The sequence below is a fragment of the Halalkalicoccus jeotgali B3 genome (assembly GCF_000196895.1).
In the GTDB taxonomy this organism is placed as follows: domain Archaea; phylum Halobacteriota; class Halobacteria; order Halobacteriales; family Halalkalicoccaceae; genus Halalkalicoccus; species Halalkalicoccus jeotgali.
The window spans coordinates 2,402,019-2,421,108 of record NC_014297.1 but is presented as its reverse complement, the minus strand read 5'-3'; the positions used below and the strand labels follow the sequence as shown (position 1 = coordinate 2,421,108).

The window sequence follows — 19,090 nt, the reverse complement described above, 5'->3', positions numbered from 1 at the left end:
TCAGTCCTCGCTCGCCCCGACGTGAGCGCGCTCGCGCTCGATCTCGACGTAGCTCTCCTTCCACGTTCCCCGCGTCCACCACGCCAGCGCTACGAGACAACCTACCACATCGCCCATCACGACCGCGACCCAGATCCCCGTCTCGGCCCAGCCGGCGACAAAGACCAGAGAGTACGTCAGCGGGACGCGGACCGCCCAGAGCGTGATCAGCGAGAAGACCATTGCGGTCTTCGTGTTGCCCGCGCCCCTGAAGGTCCCAAGGAGAACCTGCAATACGCCCAAGAAGACGAACATGAGCGCCGCGATCTGCAGGTACTCGACGCCGTAAGCGATGGTTTCGGCCGCGCCGGGCGTATCCGCGGTGAGGAACACGCCCACGATCGGTTCGGGAAAGAGGTAGGCAACGAGGGTGAGACCGGCCATCACTATCGAAACCAGCCCCATCGCGAGTTTCGAGGCGCGGGCGGCACGGTCGGGCCGGTCGGCCCCGAGGTTCTGGCCGACGACCGTATCGAGCGCTTGGGAGAGCCCCATCGCCGGCAGGAAGACCAGCGAGATCAGCCGGTTTCCGAGTCCATAGGCGGCGACGATCTCGGGCGGGAAGGCGACGACCATCCCCGTCAGGACGACGAACGCGAGCGAGGAGGAGGACTGTTCGATCGCGCTCGGGGTTCCCAGTCTGACGATGTCGCGGACGTGGTCGAACCGTGGAACGAGATCGTGAGGCTGGATGTCCGGCCCGGCGTTCGTATAGAAGAGGACGTACAGCCCCAGCCCGGTTGCGATCGCCCGAGCAGTGATGGTGGCGATGGCCGCCCCCTCGATTCCCAGTCTGGGGAACGGTCCGAGCCCGAAGATCAACAGGGGGTCGAGCGCGACGTTGATCACGACGCTGACGATCATCACGCGCATTGGCGTGCGGGTGTTGCCGTACCCGCGCATGATCGAGACGAAGATGAAAAACCCGAACAGGAAGGGCAGCCCGAGGAAGTATATCCTCATATAATCGGCCGCAAGCGGGACGATCCGCTCTTGGGTGCCGGCGCCCGCGGGGAACAGCGAGAGTAGCCAGTCGGTCGAGAAGTGACCGAGAACGGCCAGCACGCAGGCAAGCAGGGTGACAAACGCGAGGGTCTGGCCCGCGATCACGTCGGCGTTCCGGCCGCTTTCGGCCCCCGTATACTGGGCGACGAGGATCGCGCCGGCGGCGGTGAACCCGCCACCGACCGAGATCAGAAAGAAGATCAGCGGGAAGGCGAGGCTCAGCGCGCCGACGGCGTCCTCCGAGACCGCGCCCAGAAACGCCGTGTCGGCGACGTTGTACGCGACCTGCAGCAGTTGGATGACGACCATCGGCCACGCGAGGCGGACCATCGGGCGGACCAACCCGCCCTCGGTGAGCGAACTCTCGTGGGCCGTGGACACTACTTCGAACCGAAACAGCCCGAACTATATGAGCTTTCTTGACGGGTGTCAGCGCTCACCACACCGACTCGTGGAGCGCGAGGGCCGCCTCGTGACAGAATGGCCCCTCGACCTCGGTCACTCCATCGAGGATTTCCGCCGCTCGAACACCCGGGTCGTGGCCGGTGAACGCGGCGATCTCCGGCCCGGAGGTCGCGTACACCACCCGATCGAACCCCGCATAAACCATTCCGCCGGCACACATCGGACAGGGCTCGGTGCTCGTGTACATCGTCGTCTCGCTTCTGATCTCGGGATCGAGCTCGCGCACGGCGAGTCGGGCGAGGGTCAACTCGGGGTGTCTGCGGATGTCGTCCTCGGTGGCGACTCTATTGGAGTCCTCCATCACGATCTCGCCGTCGTGGACGAGAACGGAACCGAAGGGATTGTCGCCGCGCTCTGCAGCCTCGCGGGCGAGTTCGATCGCTCGGCGCATGAATCGCTCCTCGTTCATGCGGGAGGATGGTTGCGGCATAGGGTGTGGTTTGTGGTCGGTAGGATCACCGTCCTCCCCGTCGATCTCTTCAAGTACGCTCGTTCCCGAGCCCTCCTTCGAGTCCCATGACCACTCCTCGTGGAGGCGAACCCGCCCATCGGGGAGGCGGTCGACCACATCGACCGAGCGACCGGTCGCGGTCTCACCCTCAACCGTCAGATGCGTATACCGGAAGTCGAGGGTCTCGCCGTCGCTCCGGCCGACGAGGAACCCCCGTCTTATCTCTCCGCCTTCGTAACGGGCCTGAATCAGGTCCCTCTCCTGCTCGAACCGGAACGTCGTCGCGTCGCTTACTGTCCCATCCCCGTCGTTCGAGACCGCCCGAAGCACTCGCCCGTCCATGTCGATTCCGTCAGTAGCCATACGCTATGGACTACCGTAGGCGGATTGATCGTTCCGATCCAGCACGGTTTTGTAGCCGCTCCGAGGAAAACGGGGTATGATCGGCTTCATCGGCGGCAGCGGCATCTACGAGGCACTACCGCTCGAACACACCCACGAGGAACACGTCGAAACGCCCTACGGCGACCCGAGCGCTCCCGTCACCATCGGCGAGTTCGGAGAGACGGGTACAGAAATCGCCTTCCTGCCACGCCACGGCGAGGACCACGGGCGCTCGCCGACGAACCTCCCCTACCGGGCGAACATTTACGCGCTCAAATCCGTCGGTGTCTCCCATATCGTCGCCTCGAACGCCGTCGGCTCGCTCAAAGAGGAACTCGAACCGGGGACGCTCGTGATCCCCGACCAGATCGTCGACCGCACCCGCCACCGCGAGATGACCTTCTACGGCGAGGGGATCGTGGTCCACCAGCCCTTCACCTACCCCTACAGCCCCGAACTCGTCGATCATCTCACCGAGGCCGCCCGGAGCACGATCGACGCCGACGTCTCGAAGGGCGGGACCTACGTCTGCATCGAGGGTCCACAGTACTCCACGAAGGCCGAAAGCGAGTTCTATCGGAGCCAGGGCTGGGATCTGGTTGGTATGACCGCGATTCCCGAGGCGAAACTCGCCCGTGAGGCCGAGATGGCCTACGCTACCGTCGCCGGCGTCACCGACTACGACGTCTGGAAAGAGGACAGCGAAGTCACCCTCCAGGAGGTCCTCGAAAACGCAGAACAGAACCAAAAAGCGATCAAAGCCGTCGTCGAGGAGGCGATCCGCACGCTCCCGGAGGACCACGAGTGTGCGGCCCATACCTCCCTCGAAGGGACGATCAACACGCCCACCGATGCGATCCCCGAGAAGACCCGCGAGCGGGTCGAGCCGCTGGTCGGCGAGTATCTCTGAACCCGCTCAGGCTCGAACTTCCTCGGCCGAGTCGGAGCGACGGCTGTTGCCGGGCAGGAACTCGCGGTCGAAGACGGCGTACTCCAGCGCGAGACGCCCGGGGCCGCTGAAGACCAGCGAGATCGAAACGAGCGCCAACACCAGTGTGTACTCGTAGCCTCCGTTGCCGACGGCGAAGCCGCTGGGCAGGTGGACGAGCAGGGTCGCGACGAGCATGTCGATCGCCAGCAACACCGCGGCGTAGCGCGTGAATAGGCCCAGCAGCAACAGTGCCCCGCCCGTCAACTCGAGAAGTCCGACGAGCCACGCAAACAGCGTGGGCATCGGAACGCCGAGGCTCGCGAGGAACCCTGCGAAACCGGCGATCCCCGTCGCCTTCGGGCCGACTGCGAAGACCTTGCCGACCCCGGCGACCAGAAAAACGAGCCCGAGTGCGACCCGCACAAACACCGGACTCCAGCCCCGTCCCTCTCCGTTTCGAACGTGTTGGTACATGTGAATTACCCGTTGCTAGTATGGAAGTCTCGGATAATAACCGTTTTTGAGAGGTTTCTGACCGGACGGATACTTGGAACGTCGGAAATCGACAGATCACTTTCCGCGGACGTAATCGAGCGCCGAGACGAACTCTTCCGGATCGACCCGGCCTTCGGTTTCGGTCAGCCGCTCGCGGATTCTTGTGGGTGACATACTCTATCATACCACGTCGTGCCACATAAGGGTAATGCTAACTGATAACACGATCCTCAGTCAATCGGCGATCGCTTCGGCTCCCTCGGTCGTCGCCGCGGGATTTCGCACCCAGAGGTCGCCAAAGAGGTCGTCCTGATGGAGCGAAACCTGCCCGCGATGGGCCAGAAAGAGCAATGCGAGGAACGTCTCGACGCGCGTGCCGCCGGCCGAACGGATCTCGCCGAAGAGCACCTCCTCGCGCCCGGCGCTGTACTGCTCGTCGAGTGCGGCGTAGACCTGCGTGATGGTGTCCTCGATGTCCTCGCCGTGGGCGGTCCCGGTCACCTCCTCGGCGGTCGGTTCCTCCTCGGCGCGGAACTCGTCGGCCGCGTGGTAATCGAGCGTCTGGGTGCCCCGTTGAAAGCCCTTTGGCGAACCCGAGGTATCGTACTCGCGCGATTCTTTCCACCACGAGTCGCGCTCGGCCTCGCGCAGTTCTCTTACCAGTTCGTCGAGCGTCTCGGGCGAACCACGGGCGTGTTTACGATCGAGGCGGCGCTCCATCTCGCGTTCGAGGTTCCCGATGGGGTCCTCGGGAAACGGCTCGTCCTCTCCCATGTGCATCTCGGCCTCCCAGTCGTCGAACTCCTCCTCGTCGTCCTCGGAGAGCAGCTCGTCGCTTTTCATCCGCAACAGGACACTCGCATAGAAGAGCGCCCGGCCCGAGGTGCGCAGGTCCGCCGCGTCGAGTTTCGCGAGGAACGCGTCGGTCACCTCGACGATATCGATGTCCCACGGCTCGATCTCGCCTTCCTCGGCGAGTTGGACCAGCAACTCGACGGGTTCGCTCTCCGCGTCGGGTTCCGGCATCGTGGGCTCAGTCATCGGCGGTCGCTGCCTCCTCGTCCTCGGTCGTTCCCGCGAGGTCGATCCCGGTGACGCTGCTGACGTTGTTGCCCTGCATGGTGACGCCGATGGCGCGCTCGGAGCGTTCGAGCATCGCCGAGCGGTGCGAGACGACGACGAACTGGGCGTCGCTCGCGAGTTCGTCGACTAGCTCTCCGACCCGATCGGCGTTCGCCGCGTCGAGGAAGGCGTCGACCTCGTCGAGCGCGTAAAAGGGCGCGGGGTTGTACCGCTGGATGGCGAAGATAAAGGCCAGCGCCGTCAGGGACTTCTCGCCCCCACTCATCGCGTCGAGGCGCTGGATGGGCTTATCGGCGGGCTGGGCCTTCATCGTTAAGCCACCGTCGAAGGGGTCGTCCTCGTCTTCGAGGTGGAGCTCCCCGGTGCCGGCCGACAAGCGCGAGAAGATCTCCTGGAACTGCTCGTCGATCGCCCGGTAGGCGTCCATGAACGTGTCGCGCTTTTGCTGTTCGTACGAGTCGATGCGCTCCGTGATCCCCTCGCGCTCCTCGACGAGCACGTCCTTGCGGTCGGTGAGGGTGTCGAGCTCCCCTTCGACCCGGTCGTACTCGTCGATCGCGAGCATGTTGACGGGTTCGAGGGCCTCCATTTCGCTACCGAGCTCCGCGATCCGCGACTCGACGGTGTCGTGATCGGGGATCTCCTCGGGGTCGTACTCGCCGACCTCCCCCTCTAGGTCGGCGATGTCGGTTTCGAGCCCGCGGGCGCTGGCCTCCAGCCCTTCGAGACGACTCTCGGTCGTGCCGACCTTCTCCTTGGCCACGTCGCGCTCGTCGGCCGCCTCGCCGAGCGTTCCGCGAAGTTCGCGGCGCTCCTCCTTCTTTTCGGTCAGTTCGGCTTCGAGTTCCTCAACGGCCTCGCGCTTCCCCTCGAGGCGCTCCTCTTGCTTTTCGATCTCGGTCTCGAACTCCTCGATACGTCTCTCCTGCTTCTCGATACGCTCCTCTGCGTTCGAGGCCTGCTCGTCCAGATCCGAGATGGCGTTGTCCGCGTACTGTTTTTCGAGCTGGAGTTCGTTGAGGCGTCCGTCGTGCTCGTCGAGGGCGTCCTCCAGTTCGTCGATCGCGTCGTCGATCCCGTCGAGCTGGGCGGTCAGTTCGGGAATCTCCGAGTCGGCGAGCTCGCCCTCGAGCTCCTCGATGTCGCCTTCGAGCTCCTCGATCTCTCCGGTTGCCTCCGTGATCTTTTCCTCGATCTCGCCCATACGCTCGTCGACGTCCCCGCGGGCGTCCTCCAGTTCCTCGACTTCCTCGACCAACCGCTCGGCCTTCGCTTCGCGCTCCTCGATCGCCTCGCGTTTCTTCTCGATCGTGCTTTCGATCTCACGGACCTGCTCCGTGGCCTCGGTTTTCCGATCGCGGGCGCTCTCGAGGCGCTCTTCGGCCCCTCGGAGCTCCGAGCGCACCGACTCGCGCCGGTCCTGTAAGTCAGTGATCGCCTCGGCGACCCGTTCTAACTGTCCTTTGCCCGATTTCGAAAACGAGTAGCGCGAGCCCGAGCGGCTCCCGCCGGTCATCGCGCCGCTTTTCTCGACCAGCTCCCCGTCGAGCGTCACGAGCCGGTACTTGCCCATCAGGTCCCGTGCGGTGTCGATGTCCTCGACGACGAGCGTATCGCCGAGCACGTACGAGAAGATCCCCGCGTACGCAGTATCGAAATCGACGAGGTTGTACGCGAAGTCGACCACGCCCTCCGCACGCGGCGGCGAGGAGAGCGAGCGGTTTCGCATCTCCGTCATCGGGAGGAACGTCGCCCGGCCCGCGTTGCGCGATTTCAGGTGTTCGATACAGCGCTGGCCGACCCCGTCGTCGTCGACCACGACGTTCGCGAGCCGGCCGCCCGCCGCGGTCTCGCAGGCGGTGGCGTACCGCGAGTCGACGCCTCCTAATTGGCCGACGGTGCCGTGGACGCCGTCCATGCCCGCATTGAGGATCGTCGAGACCGCCCGGCCATACGAGCTGTCGCCGCTCTCGCCGGCCTTGGCCTCGAGCTCCGCGTACTCCTGCTGTTTGGCTTGAAGGTCGTCCTCGATCCCGTCGAGCTTTCCCTGAAACTCTCGCTTCTCCTCCTTGAGGTCCTCGACCACCGCGTCGATCTGCTCGCGGTTCTTCACGGCCCGTTCGCGCTCGTCCTCCAGATCGTCGATCTCGGACTCGATTTCGGGCACCGCTTCGAGCGTCTCCTCGCGTTCGTTCTCCTTCTCGCCGATCGCGTTCGAGCGCCGGCGGGCCTCGTCGAGCAGGCGGTCCTGCTCGCGCTGGTGTTCGTTTCGCTCGTCGCGCGCCGCCTCGAGAGCGGCCTTTTTCTCCCGCAGATCGGCCTTCAGCTCGTCGAACTCCGTGTCGACGTCCTCGATTGCTGCTTCGATCTCCTCCCGCTCGGCCTCCTTCTCCTGGATGTCGGCCTTCACGGAGGCCTTCTCCAACTTCGTCTCGCGGATCTCCGTATCGAGGTCGGCGATCGTCTCCTCTTTCCTGTCGACCCCGACGAACGCCTCCCGTCGGTCGCTTTCGGCCTCGTCGATGGCCTCTTCTGCGTTTTCGATCCTGTCCTCGAACCGGCTGATCTCGCCTTTGATTCCCTCGATCTCGCGTTTGATCGCGAGCTGTTCGTCCTCGCCTTTGCGCTCGATCTCGGCGTTTAAGTCCTCTAAGTCCTCTTCGAGGCGCGTGACGGCACCCTGCTTCTCGTCGAGCTCCCGGCGGAGCTCCTCTACTTTCTCGCGCTTCTGTTCGATCCGGCTCTCTTTGGCGTCGAGTTCCGCGCGCTTTTCCTCCAGCTCGGCGGCCTTCAGATACCCCTCGAACTCCTCTTTTTCCTCCCGGAGCGATTTGTACTCCAGTGCGGTTTCGCGTTCGTCTTTCAACTGGTCGAGGCGGTCTTCTTTCTCCTCGATGCGGAGTTCGGCCTCCTCGATCCGGTCTTTGACCGTCTCGAGCTCCTCGAAGGCCGACTCCTTTTTCGCGTCGAACTCCGCGACGCCCGCGATCTCGTCGATGATCTCGCGGCGCTGTCCGGCGGTCATGTTGATGATCCCCGTCACGTCGCCCTGCATGACGACGTTGTAGCCCTCGGGGGTGACGCCGGCCTGCGCGAGCAGGTCCTGGATGTCCGAGAGGTTCACCGACCGGTCGTTGAGGTAGTAATAGGAGTAGTAGTTGTCCTCGGTGCGTTTTACCCGCCGCCGAACCGAGATCGTCTCGACGTCGCCGATGTCCTCGCTGCCGGCGGCGCTGACGACCTGCTCGCGCGCGAGCGTGCCATCGGTGTTGTCGAGGACGACCTCCACGCTCGCCTCGCGGGGCCCTTCTTGGGAGTCCGTGCCGTCGTGACCGGGGTTGTAGATCAGGTCGGTGAGCTTCTCGGCGCGGATCCCGCGGGCACGGGCCAGTCCGAGCGCAAAGAGCACGCTGTCGATGATGTTCGACTTGCCCGAGCCGTTGGGGCCGCTGACGGTGGTGAAGTCCTCGTAGAACGGAATTCGTGTCTTTCTGCCGAAGCTCTTGAAGTTCTCGAGGACGAGCGCTCGAATGTGCATGGTAAGGACCGGCGGACTACGCGACGATGATGTCGTTGGCCGTGTCGTCTTCCGATTCCTCGCGCTCGCTCCTATCGGTTTCGACTCCGACCTCGCGGGTTTCTATCTCGGCGTCTTCCTCGTGGGTGGCTTCGAGTTCGCGGAGCCGTTCGTTCGTCTCGACGAGCTCTTCGGTGAGTCCACGCACCGTGGCTTCGAGTTCGCGGAGCCGCGATTCGAGGTCCTCGACTCTGTTGGGCATACACACGTTACCTCGCTCGGCGGACATAAACCTGCGTCAGACACGTGTCCGTGAATTAACTACTCGGGCGGGATCGGTCTCCCGGTAGCCTTTATGCGGTCCGGATCGAAGCCCGGCCAATGACTGCGCAGGCGACCCACGAGCGCGATCTCGCGGTCGTGATCGGACTCGAGGTCCACGTCCAACTCGAAACCGAGACGAAGGTGTTCTGTGGCTGTTCGACCGACCTAGGCGGCGCCGAACCCAACACCCACACCTGTCCGACCTGTCTCGGGCTGCCGGGAGCACTCCCCGTTCTCAACGAGGCCGCCGTCGAGTCAGCGGTGAAACTCGGCAAGGCCATCGACGCCGAGATCCCCCAGCAGACTCGATTCCACCGGAAGAACTACTACTATCCCGACCTGCCGAAGAACTTCCAGATCACCCAGTACGACGCCCCGCTCTGCCAAGACGGACGTTTGGAGATCGGCGTCGAGGGCGAGCGCCGGGAGATCGGAATCGAGCGCGCCCACCTCGAGGAGGACCCGGGCAGCCTCCAGCACGAAGGGGGAAACATCGAAACCGCCGACCACACCCTCGTCAACTACAACCGCGCAGGGATCCCGCTGATGGAGATCGTCACCCGGCCCGACTTTCGGAGCCCCAAGGAGACGCGGGCCTTTCTCGCCAAACTCGAGGAGGTCCTCGAGTATCTGGGGATCTTCGACAGCCAGCGCGACGGCTCGCTGCGAGTCGACGCCAACATCTCGCTGGTGGACGGCGAGGACGTCGAGGAGGACGGCTTCATCGACGCGGAGACGCTCGCGGCAGCCAACCGGACCGAGGTCAAGAACATCTCCAGTCACAAGGGCGCGGAGAAAGCGCTGGCTTACGAGGTGACGAGACAGAAAAACGCCGTTCGCAGAGGGCGCGAGATCGAACAGGAGACGCGCCACTGGGACGAGTCCCGGGGCATCACCGTCTCGATGCGGTCGAAAGAAGAGGAGAAGGACTACCGGTACTTCCCGGAGTACGACCTGCCCGTTCTCAGAGTGGCGGACTGGACGTCGAAGATCGACATCCCCGAACTGCCCGACGCCCGGCGCGAGCGCTTTCGAGAGGAGTACGGGCTGGGCGAGGAGGCGGCCTCGAAACTCACCTCGACGAAACAGGTCGCGGACTTCTACGAGGACCTGGCGAGGGACTTCGAGCCCGATCTGGCGGCGACGTGGGTGGCGGACGACCTGTTGGGAGAACTTAACTACCGCGACATGGCGGTCACCGACGTCGAGGACCGACTGGACGAGGTGCGCCGGCTCGTCGAACTGGTTTCCGGAGGGGAGATCACCGCGAAGAACGCCCGCGAGATCGTTCTCCGGGAGATGCTCGATTCGGGAACCGACCCCGACGCCGTCGTTCAGAAGCGCGACCTCGGAAAAACCGACGACGACGCGGTCGCCGCCGCCGTCACGGAGGCGATCGAGGAGAACCCCGAGGCGGTCGCCGACCTCGAATCGGGCGACGACGGCGCGATCAACTTCCTCGTCGGGCAAGTGATGGGGAAAACGGGCGGTAGCGCCGACCCCGGACAGGTCAACCGACTGCTACGCGAGCGTCTCGACGGGTAGGCCTCGAACGGGGTTCAAAAGAGCGCGGTCGCGACGTCGAAAGCGAACTGCACACCCATCATGCAGGCTTCGCCCATCGGTTCTACGATCTCCAGTTGCGTCGTGGTGGTGCCGTCGGTTGTCATCGATTCATGTACCGATCGCGGGGCGGTAATACGTTTCGATCCGGTCGATCCCGCCGACTCGGCGGCCGTTCTCGTGGCTGGGATCCCTTCACTCGACGACGTGGACGACGTCGGCGGTCGCGTCGAACTGCCGGTCGAGTTCGAGGCCCCAGCGCGCCGCGTGTGCGGCCTCGTCGCTTCCATCGAGCGGAATTACGTGTAATCGTCCGTTCTACAGGGTCGGGATCGAGTTCCACTCCCGTTCTGGTTTACCGGCGCGATTCGGACGGTCGACTTCGAGCGCTCTCGCGGTGGCAGGCACCCGCAGCCGGGTAAACCACTATGTCGCTTGCGATCCAATTCGGAGTCGTATGTCAGACAAGACTTCCTACGAGGAGGACCTCTCGCGCGACGAGGTCGCGGACAACCTGCAGGCGCTGGCCCGCGAGATCCGGGGGGAGGGACCCTCGGACATCTCGGTCGGGAACAAGACCGTCGAACTTAACCCGGCCTCGGTCCTCGAGTACGACATCACGACCGAGGAACGGTCCCCGATGCTCGGTGGCGAGCGCCAGACGATCACGGTGACGCTGGACTGGGCCGTCGAGAAGGCGGACTAACCGGTCCGTCCCGCCAGAACGACGTTGACGACGACGCCAAAGAGGATGATCAACGCGCCGAAATACAGCCACAACAGGAACAACAGTGCACCTCCGATCACACCGAAGACCGCCGCAAGCGTCGCCACCGAGGCGTAGAACTGAAACAACCACTGGAGGAGCGCCCAGCCGACGGCCGCGAACAACGCCCCCGGCAACACCTCCACGAGGGTGACCTCGACGTTCGGAAAGACGTAGTACAACGGGAGGAACGCGACCAGCAACCCGCAGACGAGCAACAGCGAGTCGACGGCCCCGGAGTAGCTGAAATCCGGCAGGAGCGTAAAGACCCCGGCGGTGGCCACGGCCGCGACCAACACCAGGACGATCGCAGAGGAGGCGATCAGCCCGTCGCGCACCCGCTGGCCGAGGGAGGTCTTCGTTCGGGGGGTTTCGTAGAGCTGTGCGAAGGCGGTGTCGATGGCGAGGAACATCCGGAAGGCCGCCCACAGCAACACGAGCAGGCCGACGATCGAACTCCCGACCCAGCCCGTCGCCTCCGTGATCGCTCCAGCAAGCAGGTCCTGACCGGTCGGGCTGAGGTACAGCCGGGTCAGCGCGAGCAGGTAGCGCGCGACGGTCTCGCCGGCCAGCAGCGAGGCCGCGACGAGGACGAGCAACAACAGCGGCAACAGCGAGACGAAGGCGTAAAACGCGAGGCTCCCGGCCAGAAACGGGAGGTTCTGGCGGCGGACCTCCCTGACGATCTCTACGAGTACCTCGTACCCCCCACGCATCCCACAGACGTACTCGTCGGTCCGAGAACAACGTTCCGATCCCGACGTCGGGGTGTCCTGACGGCGCGCGAAACGTTTAGGCTCCGCCTCGACGTAGCGCCGGTAATCCGTGGATCTGATCATCACCGAGAAGGACAACGCCGCCCGCCGGATCGCCGCCATCCTCAGTGGCGAGTCCGCGGAGGTCGAACGCCAAAACGGCGTCAACGTCTATCGCTGGGGCGGGAAACGCTGTATCGGCCTGTCGGGCCACGTCGTCGCCGTCGACTTCCCCTCGGAGTACTCGGACTGGCGTGACGTCGAGCCCGTCGAACTGATCGGCGCGGCCGTCGAGAAGACCCCCACACAGGAGAACATCGTCCGCACCGTTCGCCTGCTGGCTCGGGACGCAAACCGGGTAACGATCGCGACCGACTACGACCGCGAGGGCGAACTCATCGGGAAGGAGGCCTACGAGATCGTCCGCGACGTCAACGACGGGGCGGAGATCGACCGGGTGCGCTTTTCGTCGATCACCGACGGTGAGGTACACAGCGCCTTCGACGACCCCGACGAGATCGACTTCGACCTGGCGGCGGCGGGCGAGGCCCGCCAGATCATCGATCTGGTCTGGGGGGCGGCCCTCACCAGGTTCCTCTCGCTTTCGGCCCGGCAACTGGGCGACGACTTCATTTCAGTAGGAAGGGTCCAGACGCCCACCCTCAAGCTGATCGTGGATCGCGAACGCGAGATCGAGGCGTTCGACCCCGAGGCCTACTGGGAGATCTTCGCGAACCTCGTGAAAGGGGAGGAGAGCTTCGACGCCCAGTACTTCTACCGCGATGAGGACGGCAACGAGGCCGAACGCGTCTGGGACGGGCAGCGTGCGGAGGCTGTCTACGAGACCCTTCGGGAAGCGAGCGAGGCCCGCGTCGAGTCGGTCTCGCGGCGAACGCGAACCGACGCGCCGCCCGCACCGTTCAACACCACCCAGTTCATCCGTGCGGCGAGTTCGATCGGTTATTCCGCCAAACGCGCGATGAGCATCGCCGAGGACCTCTATACGGCGGGCTACATCACCTATCCCCGGACCGACAACACGGTGTATCCCGAGGACCTCGATCCCCGCGAGCTACTCGATGCGTTCACCGGGAACCGGACCTTCGGCGAGGACGCAGAAACCCTGCTCGAACGCGAGGAAATTACCCCCACGGAGGGTGACGAGGAGACGACCGACCACCCCCCGATCCATCCCACGGAGGAACTGCCGACGAAGGGCGAACTGTCGGATGCGGAGTGGGAGGTCTACGAACTGGTCGTCCGGCGCTTTTTCGCGACCGTCGCCGATTCGGCGCGCTGGGAGCACCTCAAGGTCGTCCTCGAAGTGGGCGAGCACCGCCTGAAGGCGAACGGCAAACGCCTCGTCGAACCGGGTTACCACGCCGTCTACCCCTATTTCAGCACGAACGAGAACGTCGTCCCCGACGTCGAGGAGGGCGAGTCCCTCGCGTTGACCGAGATACGAATCGAGGACAAGGAAACCCAGCCGCCCCGTCGATACGGGCAGTCGCGCCTCATCGAGACGATGGAGGAGATGGGAATCGGAACGAAAAGTACGCGTCACAACACGATCGAGAAGCTCTACGACCGGGGGTACATCGAGAACGACTCGCCGCGGCCCACCAAGCTGGCGACGGCGGTCGTCGAGGCCGGCGAGGAGTACGCAGACCGCGTGGTAAGCGAGGCGATGACCGCCCAGTTGGAAGACGACATGCAGGCGATCGCCGCGGGCGAGAAGGACCTGGACGAAGTGGCCGGCGAGTCCCGCGAGATGCTCGAACGGGTGTTCGACGACCTGATGGAATCGCGCGAGGAGATCGGCGACCACCTCCAGAAATCGCTCAAAGCGGATAAGACCCTGGGACCGTGCCCCGAATCGGGTCACGATCTTTTGGTTCGGCGGTCCCGCCGCGGGTCGTACTTCGTGGGCTGTGACGGCTATCCGGACTGCGAGTACACGCTTCCGCTGCCCAATACGGGCAAGCCGCTCATCCTCGAGGCGACCTGCGAGGAGCACGACCTACGGCACGTGAAGATGCTCGCCGGCCGAGGGACGTTCGTCCACGGCTGTCCGCAGTGTAAGGCTGACGAGGCCGACGAGGAGGAGGATCGAGTGATCGGGGCCTGTCCCGAATGTGGGGAGGGGTCGATCCCGCCCTCCTCGCGTGACGGCGAGGACCCCGCCGCAACCGCCGAGGACGGCCAACCCGTCGAGGCCGACGGCGGCGAGCTCGCGATCAAACAGCTCCGGAACGGCTCGCGGCTCGTGGGCTGTACTCGGTACCCCGACTGTGACTACTCGCTGCCGCTTCCGCGACGCGGCGACATCGAGATCACCGACGAGCGCTGTGAGGAACACGGCCTGCCCGAGCTGCTCGTCCACTCGGGCGACGAACCCTGGGAACTGGGCTGTCCGATCTGTAACTACCGGGAGTACCAGGAGCGAGAGAACGACTCGGGGACCGACCTCGAATCGATCGAGGGCGTCGGCGCGAAAACGGCCGAGAAGCTCGCCGCCGCGGGTGTCGAGAGCGTCAGCGACCTCCAGGACGCCGAGGCCGAGACCGTCGCAAACGAGGTCGAGGGTATCAGCGCCGATCGGGTTCGCAAGTGGCAGGCGAAAGCGGGCTGAGGGACGTCCCTACTCGTCTCCCGTTTCCTCGGCCCGCGGGTCGAGCTCGTACTCCCGGAGCGTGTCGGGATCGATCTCGTCGAGAACACGCTCGTGGGTCGCCTCGAGCACGATCGGGGGTGCGTGCCCCGCTTCGCGGGCCTCGATCCAGCGGGGCAGACAGAGACACCAGCGATCGCCCGGTTCGAGCCCGGGAAAGCCGAACTCGGGCTGGGGCGTCGTCAGGTCGTTTCCCTGCGCTTTGCTGAAGGTCAGGAACGCCTCGGTCAGTACCGCACAGACCTCGTGGCGGCCCGGATCCCGCCGGAGGTGTCGGCAGTGGCCGTCCCGTAGGAAGCCTGTCTCGGGGTCGACGCTACAGGGACGGAGTTCGGTGCCGTAGACGTTGCGGTCGGACTCGTCGCTCATGGGTGTGGGTTCGAGTGCGGGAGGAAAACTGTGGCTACTCGGGGCCGCTATCGCTTCCCTTCCGAACCCACCGAAGGGGTTTTAGCACGTCCTTAGAATTGAGTCGGTATGAGCGAATCGTGGACCGATTGGGATCACATCGTCAAGGTCGATCCCGACAAGGACCTGGCTCCGGGCGACAGCTTCGAGGACGTCTGTCGAACCGGAACCGACGCCATCGAGATCGGTGGCACCCTCGATATGACCGAAGAGAAGATGCAAGAGGTGATCGACGCCTGCGCGAAGTACGACGTGCCGCTGTATCAGGAGCCGTCGAACCCCGCGGTAGTCGTCGACGACAAGGCGCTCGACGGCTATCTCGTGCCGGTCGTCCTCAACGCGGGCGATATCTCGTGGGCGATCGGGTTCCACAAGGAGTGGGTCAAGATCGATGACATCGACTGGGATCGGACGTTCACCGAGGCCTACATCGTTCTCAACCCCGAGGCGAGCGTTGCAGAACTAACACAAGCCGACTGCCAGCAGACCGCGGAGGACGTGGCTGCATACGCTGAAGTCGCGGAGAAGATGCTCGGCCAGCCCATCGTCTACATCGAGTACTCGGGCACCTTCGGGGATCCGGAGAAGGTGCGGGCCGCAAGCGAGGCCCTAGAGGAGGCGACCCTCTTTTATGGCGGTGGCATCGGCGACTACGAGTCAGCCAATACGATGGCTCAGTACGCCGACGTGATCGTCGTCGGGGACTTGCTCCACGAGGCGGGCTGCGAGGCGGTCGAGGAGACCGTCGAGGGCGCCCAGGACGCGCGGGCCAAAGCGACGAACCACCGATAGGAAAGAGTATCGCAACGTTGAGTAGGTCGCCCCGTTTATAGCGCCGTATCGGGTCGGTGTGTTCGACGTATGCCGGACGACGTCTCGTCGTCGCCACCGGGCGGAATCGGGGTCACATCCGCCCAGCGTCGAAACCGGCCGTCCTCTGGCATGACAACAGACACTGACTGCAGTAACGTGGTTCTGATCACGGTCGATTCGCTGCGTGCGGACGCGATCGGACCGTACAGCGACGAGTACCGGACGCCATCCCTCGAGCGCCTCGCCGAGCGCGGGACAGTCTTCGAGCACGCCTTCGCGACCGGTAACTGGACGCCGTTTTCGTTTCCGGGGCTGTTGGCCTCCCGTCCGGTTTTCGCAGACTCAGGGGCTATCGGCGTCACCGAAAGCGAGACGCTCGCCGAGGTCCTCGCCGACGCCGGCTTCGAGACGGGCGGGTTCAACGCCGCGAACGGCTTTCTCACCGACCACTGGGGGTACGACGACGGGTTCGGGGAGTTCGAGTCGTTCGTCGCCGACGCCGGGTCGCTCTACGGGCGATACCTCGCGGCCCATCCGACCGTCGAGGCGTGGCTCCAGCTCGCGAGCTCGCCGGTTCGTCGCCTCCTCTCGCGGGCCCGCGGCGGGGACGACGACCGCCCCTTTATGGACGCCTCGCGGATGCTCGACGTCGAGAAGCACGCGACGTCGTTCATCGAGGGCCGCGAGGAGCCGTTTTTCCTCTGGATCCACTACATGGACCCCCACACGCCCTACGCGCCCGCACCGCGGCACTTCCGGGAGGTCTCCTCGGCGCCGCTCGGTACCCCGCAGATGCTGCTGGCCCACGCCCGGGCGGGGCTCGGCAGGGACGTCGGCGAGCGAACCCTCGCGGACCTGCGGACGCTCTATCAGGCGACGGTGCGTCAGGTCGACGCGAGCATCGGGCGCGTCCTCGAGGCGCTGTCGGAAAGCGGTGCCCGCGAGGAGACGGCGGTCGTCGTCGCCGGGGATCACGGCGAGGAGTTCCAAGACCACGGCCACCTCGCACACTACCCCAAACTATACGACGAACTGCTGCACGTGCCGCTGCTCGTCGACGCGCCCGATTCCGACGCCCGGCGGATCGAGGGAGCAGTCGGGCTCGATGCGGTCCCGCCGACGGTCTGTGAGCTCCTCGGGGTCCCGTCGCCGGCGACGTGGGCGGGCGACTCGCTCGTGGAGTCTGTTCGCAGCGGCGATCGCCCCGCCGAGGAGCCGGTGCTCTCGGTGACGGTCCGCGGCGAGGAGATTACCCAACAGCCGATCCCGCGCGACCTCGACGACGGGGATCTCCTCGTGAGCGCCCGGACCGACGAGTGGACCTACATCGAGAACACGAACACCGAAACCGCGGAGCTCTATCACCGCCCCTCGGATCCGAGACAGCAACGGGACCTGGCGACCGAGCCCGACGCCGAGGGGGCGGCAGCCATCGAACGGCTCCGACCGCTGGTTCGGGATCACGCGCGGTCGCTCGAACGCGACGAGACGGCGCAGGTCTCGGCAGACGAGGCCGTCGAGAAGCGACTGGAGGCGCTTGGTTATCGATAACGAATGGTTCGGGCACTGCTCAGACAGGCAGTCGGTGGACGCTTTGCGGTTCGAATCCGGCGTTTCGCCATCGTCGGTGCGGTGGCCGCGGGCCTCCAGACGCTGCTACTGGGCGGGTTCGTCGAGTACGCCGGCATCCACTACCTGCTCGCGGCGGCGATCGCCATCGAGATCACGATCGTCTTCCAGTACGCGCTCAACAACTTCTGGACGTTCCGGGCGGTCAAGAACACGGGCTGGGGCGAGTACCTCCACGGTCTGATCAAGACCAACCTGGTGCGGGGGTCTGCGATCCCGATCCAACTCGGCGTCCTCTACGGGATCGTCACGTGGTCTGGGATCGCGTACCTGATCGCGAACATCATCGCCATCCTCATAAGCGGGGTCTACCGGTACGTACTCGACGCGCGCTGGACGTGGGACGTCTGAATCGGCTCCCCGTCGACCGACCGGATGAGCGAAATGGCCGGGCTTAAGTCCCGCTTTGCTCAACGCTCCGTATGGAAAACCGAACCTACACCGCCGAGGCCGAACCCGGCGAGACCGCCACGGTCGCGGGCTGGGTCCACGAGGTCCGCGATCTGGGTGGCATCGCGTTTCTCATCCTTCGGGACAAATCCGGGAAGATCCAGATCAAGTTCGAGAAAGACGAGATGGACGACGAGATCGTCGAGACGGGACTCGACCTCGCGCGCGAGAGCGTGATATCGGTGACCGGCGCGGTCGAGGAGGAGCCACGCGCGCCCACGGGCGTCGAGATCACGCCCGAGGAACTCGACGTGATCGCGTCGGCCGAACCCGAACTCCCGCTCGATCCCTCGGGCAAGGTCGATGCCGAACTCTCGACGCGACTCGACAACCGGACGCTGGATCTGCGAAAAGAGGAAACCAAAGCCATCTTCGAGATCCGCGCGGAGGTCCTCCGAGCAGTCAGGGAGAGCTTCCGAGAGATCGGCTGTACGGAGATCAACACGCCGAAGATCGTCGCCACAGGAACGGAAGGCGGCACGGAGCTGTTCCCGATCACCTACTTCGGACAGGAGGCCTTCATGAACCAGAGCCCGCAGCTGTTCAAACAGCTGATGGTCGGTTCCGGGCTCGAACGGGTCTTCGAGATCGGTCCCATATTTCGGGCCGAGGAGCACAACACGCCCCGGCACCTGAACGAGGCGACGATGATCGACTTCGAGAGCGCATTCATCGACCACGAGGAGGCGATGGACGCCTGCGAGCGCACCCTCCTGGCCGCGTACGAGGGCGTCGCGGAGAACTGCGAGGCCCAGTTGGAGACGCTCGGCTACGACGACTTCGAGGTGCCCGCCGAGGGGTTCCCGCGCCTGACCTACGAGGAGGCAATCGAGCGCATCAACGCCACCGGCGAGCTCGACGAGCAACTCGTCTGGGGCGACGACCTGCCCACGGAGGGCGAGAAGGCCCTCGGCGACGACGTCGGCGGGCACTACTTCGTCACTGACTGGCCAAGCGAGATCAAGCCCTTCTACATCCAGGACCACGAGGGCGGCGAGCTCTCGAAGGGCTTCGACCTGATGCATCCGCGCATGGAACTGGTCTCGGGCGGGCAGCGCGAACACCGCTACGACCACCTCGTGGAGGGGTTCGAACAGCAGGGGCTCGACCCCGCACAGTTCGAGTACTACACGAAGATGTTCAAGTACGGGATGCCGCCGCACGCCGGCTGGGCCTACGGCGTCGAGCGGCTCGTGATGACGATGCTCGACCTGGGCAACATCCGCGAGGCGGTTCTGTTTCCGAGGGACCGCCAACGGCTTTCGCCGTAAGGTCCCTCGGGTGCTCGCGGGAGCTTCGATCCCGTGCCGTTTCTACGGACCGTCAGCGATCGCGTTCGTC

Annotated in this window: 17 protein-coding genes; 8 read left to right on the top strand and 9 right to left on the bottom strand. The window is 64.8% G+C overall.

From position 1 onward, the window contains the following. Together HACJB3_RS12670 and HACJB3_RS20680 are read right to left on the bottom strand one after the other, a co-directional pair. The gene (locus HACJB3_RS12670) at nt 1–1,425 is read right to left on the bottom strand and encodes an MATE family efflux transporter (protein ID WP_008415939.1); all 1,425 of its coding nucleotides are present in this window, start codon (nt 1,423–1,425) and stop codon (nt 1–3) included. 55 nt (nt 1,426–1,480) lie between these two features. Then, nucleotides 1,481–1,939 (bottom strand): nucleoside deaminase, encoded by a 459-nt coding sequence (locus HACJB3_RS20680; RefSeq protein ID WP_174264862.1) that lies wholly within the window; start codon nt 1,937–1,939, stop codon nt 1,481–1,483. Nucleotides 1,940–2,399: 460 nt separating this feature from the next. Between HACJB3_RS20680 and mtnP the strand changes: the two genes are divergently transcribed. Next, on the top strand, nt 2,400–3,254 hold the full coding sequence (gene mtnP / locus HACJB3_RS12660) for an S-methyl-5'-thioadenosine phosphorylase (RefSeq protein ID WP_008415937.1): 855 nt from the start codon (nt 2,400–2,402) through the stop codon (nt 3,252–3,254). A gap of 6 nt (nt 3,255–3,260) precedes the next feature. Here the strand turns inward: mtnP and HACJB3_RS12655 are convergent, their stop codons facing one another. From HACJB3_RS12655 to HACJB3_RS12640, 4 genes are all read right to left on the bottom strand, one after another. Next, nucleotides 3,261–3,749: a DoxX family protein gene (locus HACJB3_RS12655; RefSeq protein WP_008415936.1), complete on the bottom strand. Its 489-nt coding sequence runs from the start codon at nt 3,747–3,749 to the stop codon at nt 3,261–3,263. Nucleotides 3,750–4,004: 255 nt separating this feature from the next. Then, nucleotides 4,005–4,811: a segregation and condensation protein A gene (locus tag HACJB3_RS12650; protein ID WP_008415933.1), complete on the bottom strand. Its 807-nt coding sequence runs from the start codon at nt 4,809–4,811 to the stop codon at nt 4,005–4,007. Next, on the bottom strand, nt 4,804–8,391 hold the full coding sequence (smc, locus tag HACJB3_RS12645) for a chromosome segregation protein SMC (RefSeq protein ID WP_008415932.1): 3,588 nt from the start codon (nt 8,389–8,391) through the stop codon (nt 4,804–4,806). Before smc ends, HACJB3_RS12650 begins: the two co-directional genes overlap by 8 nt. Before the next feature lie 16 nt (nt 8,392–8,407). Continuing rightward, the gene (locus HACJB3_RS12640; RefSeq protein ID WP_008415930.1) at nt 8,408–8,632 is read right to left on the bottom strand and encodes a DUF7518 family protein; all 225 of its coding nucleotides are present in this window, start codon (nt 8,630–8,632) and stop codon (nt 8,408–8,410) included. 119 nt (nt 8,633–8,751) lie between these two features. Between HACJB3_RS12640 and gatB the strand changes: the two genes are divergently transcribed. Then, on the top strand, nt 8,752–10,239 hold the full coding sequence (gatB, locus tag HACJB3_RS12635) for an Asp-tRNA(Asn)/Glu-tRNA(Gln) amidotransferase subunit GatB (protein WP_008415929.1): 1,488 nt from the start codon (nt 8,752–8,754) through the stop codon (nt 10,237–10,239). 213 nt (nt 10,240–10,452) lie between these two features. Here the strand turns inward: gatB and HACJB3_RS18810 are convergent, their stop codons facing one another. Next, nucleotides 10,453–10,557, bottom strand: coding sequence for a universal stress protein (locus HACJB3_RS18810; protein WP_081461330.1), 105 nt, complete (start codon nt 10,555–10,557; stop codon nt 10,453–10,455). A gap of 157 nt (nt 10,558–10,714) precedes the next feature. Here HACJB3_RS18810 and HACJB3_RS12625 point away from each other — a divergent pair, with 157 nt between their 5' ends. Continuing rightward, entirely contained in the window at nt 10,715–10,963 is a 249-nt protein-coding gene (locus HACJB3_RS12625; RefSeq protein WP_008415924.1) for an amphi-Trp domain-containing protein, read from the top strand. Here the strand turns inward: HACJB3_RS12625 and HACJB3_RS12620 are convergent. Continuing rightward, nucleotides 10,960–11,862, bottom strand: a complete 903-nt coding sequence (locus tag HACJB3_RS12620; RefSeq protein WP_238532764.1) for a YihY/virulence factor BrkB family protein — start codon at nt 11,860–11,862, stop codon at nt 10,960–10,962. The genes HACJB3_RS12625 and HACJB3_RS12620 overlap by 4 nt on opposite strands. Between HACJB3_RS12620 and HACJB3_RS12615 the strand changes: the two genes are divergently transcribed. After that, nucleotides 11,849–14,410 (top strand): DNA topoisomerase I, encoded by a 2,562-nt coding sequence (locus tag HACJB3_RS12615; protein WP_008415922.1) that lies wholly within the window; start codon nt 11,849–11,851, stop codon nt 14,408–14,410. The genes HACJB3_RS12620 and HACJB3_RS12615 overlap by 14 nt on opposite strands. A 9-nt stretch (nt 14,411–14,419) precedes the next feature. Here HACJB3_RS12615 and HACJB3_RS12610 read toward each other — a convergent pair whose 3' ends face one another. Further along, complete coding sequence (locus HACJB3_RS12610; RefSeq protein WP_008415921.1) at nt 14,420–14,818, bottom strand: DUF2237 family protein; 399 nt, start codon at nt 14,816–14,818, stop codon at nt 14,420–14,422. Nucleotides 14,819–14,926: 108 nt separating this feature from the next. Here HACJB3_RS12610 and HACJB3_RS12605 point away from each other — a divergent pair, with 108 nt between their 5' ends. The 4 genes from HACJB3_RS12605 (at nt 14,927) to aspS (ending at nt 19,020) form a co-directional block, all read left to right on the top strand. Further along, complete coding sequence (locus HACJB3_RS12605; protein WP_008415920.1) at nt 14,927–15,649, top strand: phosphoglycerol geranylgeranyltransferase; 723 nt, start codon at nt 14,927–14,929, stop codon at nt 15,647–15,649. Nucleotides 15,650–15,799: 150 nt separating this feature from the next. Further along, nucleotides 15,800–17,221 carry a sulfatase gene (locus HACJB3_RS12600; protein WP_049934462.1) on the top strand — a complete coding sequence of 474 codons (1,422 nt, stop codon included), beginning with the start codon at nt 15,800–15,802 and terminating at the stop codon, nt 17,219–17,221. 3 nt (nt 17,222–17,224) lie between these two features. Then, nucleotides 17,225–17,650: a GtrA family protein gene (locus HACJB3_RS12595; protein WP_008415918.1), complete on the top strand. Its 426-nt coding sequence runs from the start codon at nt 17,225–17,227 to the stop codon at nt 17,648–17,650. Between the two features lie 71 nt (nt 17,651–17,721). Next, a complete protein-coding gene (aspS, locus tag HACJB3_RS12590) occupies nt 17,722–19,020 on the top strand; it encodes an aspartate--tRNA(Asn) ligase (RefSeq protein ID WP_008415916.1) in 1,299 nt (432 codons plus the stop codon). Nucleotides 19,021–19,090: the final 70 nt, after the last annotated feature.

Excerpts from the sequence above, each read along its gene's own strand:
- HACJB3_RS20680 (WP_174264862.1), bottom strand. The coding sequence starts at position 1,939 with ATGCCGCAACCATCCTCCCGCATGAACGAGGAGCGATTCATGCGCCGA.
- mtnP (WP_008415937.1), top strand. The coding sequence starts at position 2,400 with ATGATCGGCTTCATCGGCGGCAGCGGCATCTACGAGGCACTACCGCTC.
- HACJB3_RS12655 (WP_008415936.1), bottom strand. The coding sequence starts at position 3,749 with ATGTACCAACACGTTCGAAACGGAGAGGGACGGGGCTGGAGTCCGGTG.
- HACJB3_RS12650 (WP_008415933.1), bottom strand. The coding sequence starts at position 4,811 with ATGACTGAGCCCACGATGCCGGAACCCGACGCGGAGAGCGAACCCGTC.
- smc (WP_008415932.1), bottom strand. The coding sequence starts at position 8,391 with ATGCACATTCGAGCGCTCGTCCTCGAGAACTTCAAGAGCTTCGGCAGA.
- HACJB3_RS12640 (WP_008415930.1), bottom strand. The coding sequence starts at position 8,632 with ATGCCCAACAGAGTCGAGGACCTCGAATCGCGGCTCCGCGAACTCGAA.
- gatB (WP_008415929.1), top strand. The coding sequence starts at position 8,752 with ATGACTGCGCAGGCGACCCACGAGCGCGATCTCGCGGTCGTGATCGGA.
- HACJB3_RS12625 (WP_008415924.1), top strand. The coding sequence starts at position 10,715 with ATGTCAGACAAGACTTCCTACGAGGAGGACCTCTCGCGCGACGAGGTC.
- HACJB3_RS12620 (WP_238532764.1), bottom strand. The coding sequence starts at position 11,862 with ATGATCAGATCCACGGATTACCGGCGCTACGTCGAGGCGGAGCCTAAA.
- HACJB3_RS12610 (WP_008415921.1), bottom strand. The coding sequence starts at position 14,818 with ATGAGCGACGAGTCCGACCGCAACGTCTACGGCACCGAACTCCGTCCC.
- HACJB3_RS12605 (WP_008415920.1), top strand. The coding sequence starts at position 14,927 with ATGAGCGAATCGTGGACCGATTGGGATCACATCGTCAAGGTCGATCCC.
- HACJB3_RS12600 (WP_049934462.1), top strand. The coding sequence starts at position 15,800 with ATGACAACAGACACTGACTGCAGTAACGTGGTTCTGATCACGGTCGAT.
- HACJB3_RS12595 (WP_008415918.1), top strand. The coding sequence starts at position 17,225 with ATGGTTCGGGCACTGCTCAGACAGGCAGTCGGTGGACGCTTTGCGGTT.
- aspS (WP_008415916.1), top strand. The coding sequence starts at position 17,722 with ATGGAAAACCGAACCTACACCGCCGAGGCCGAACCCGGCGAGACCGCC.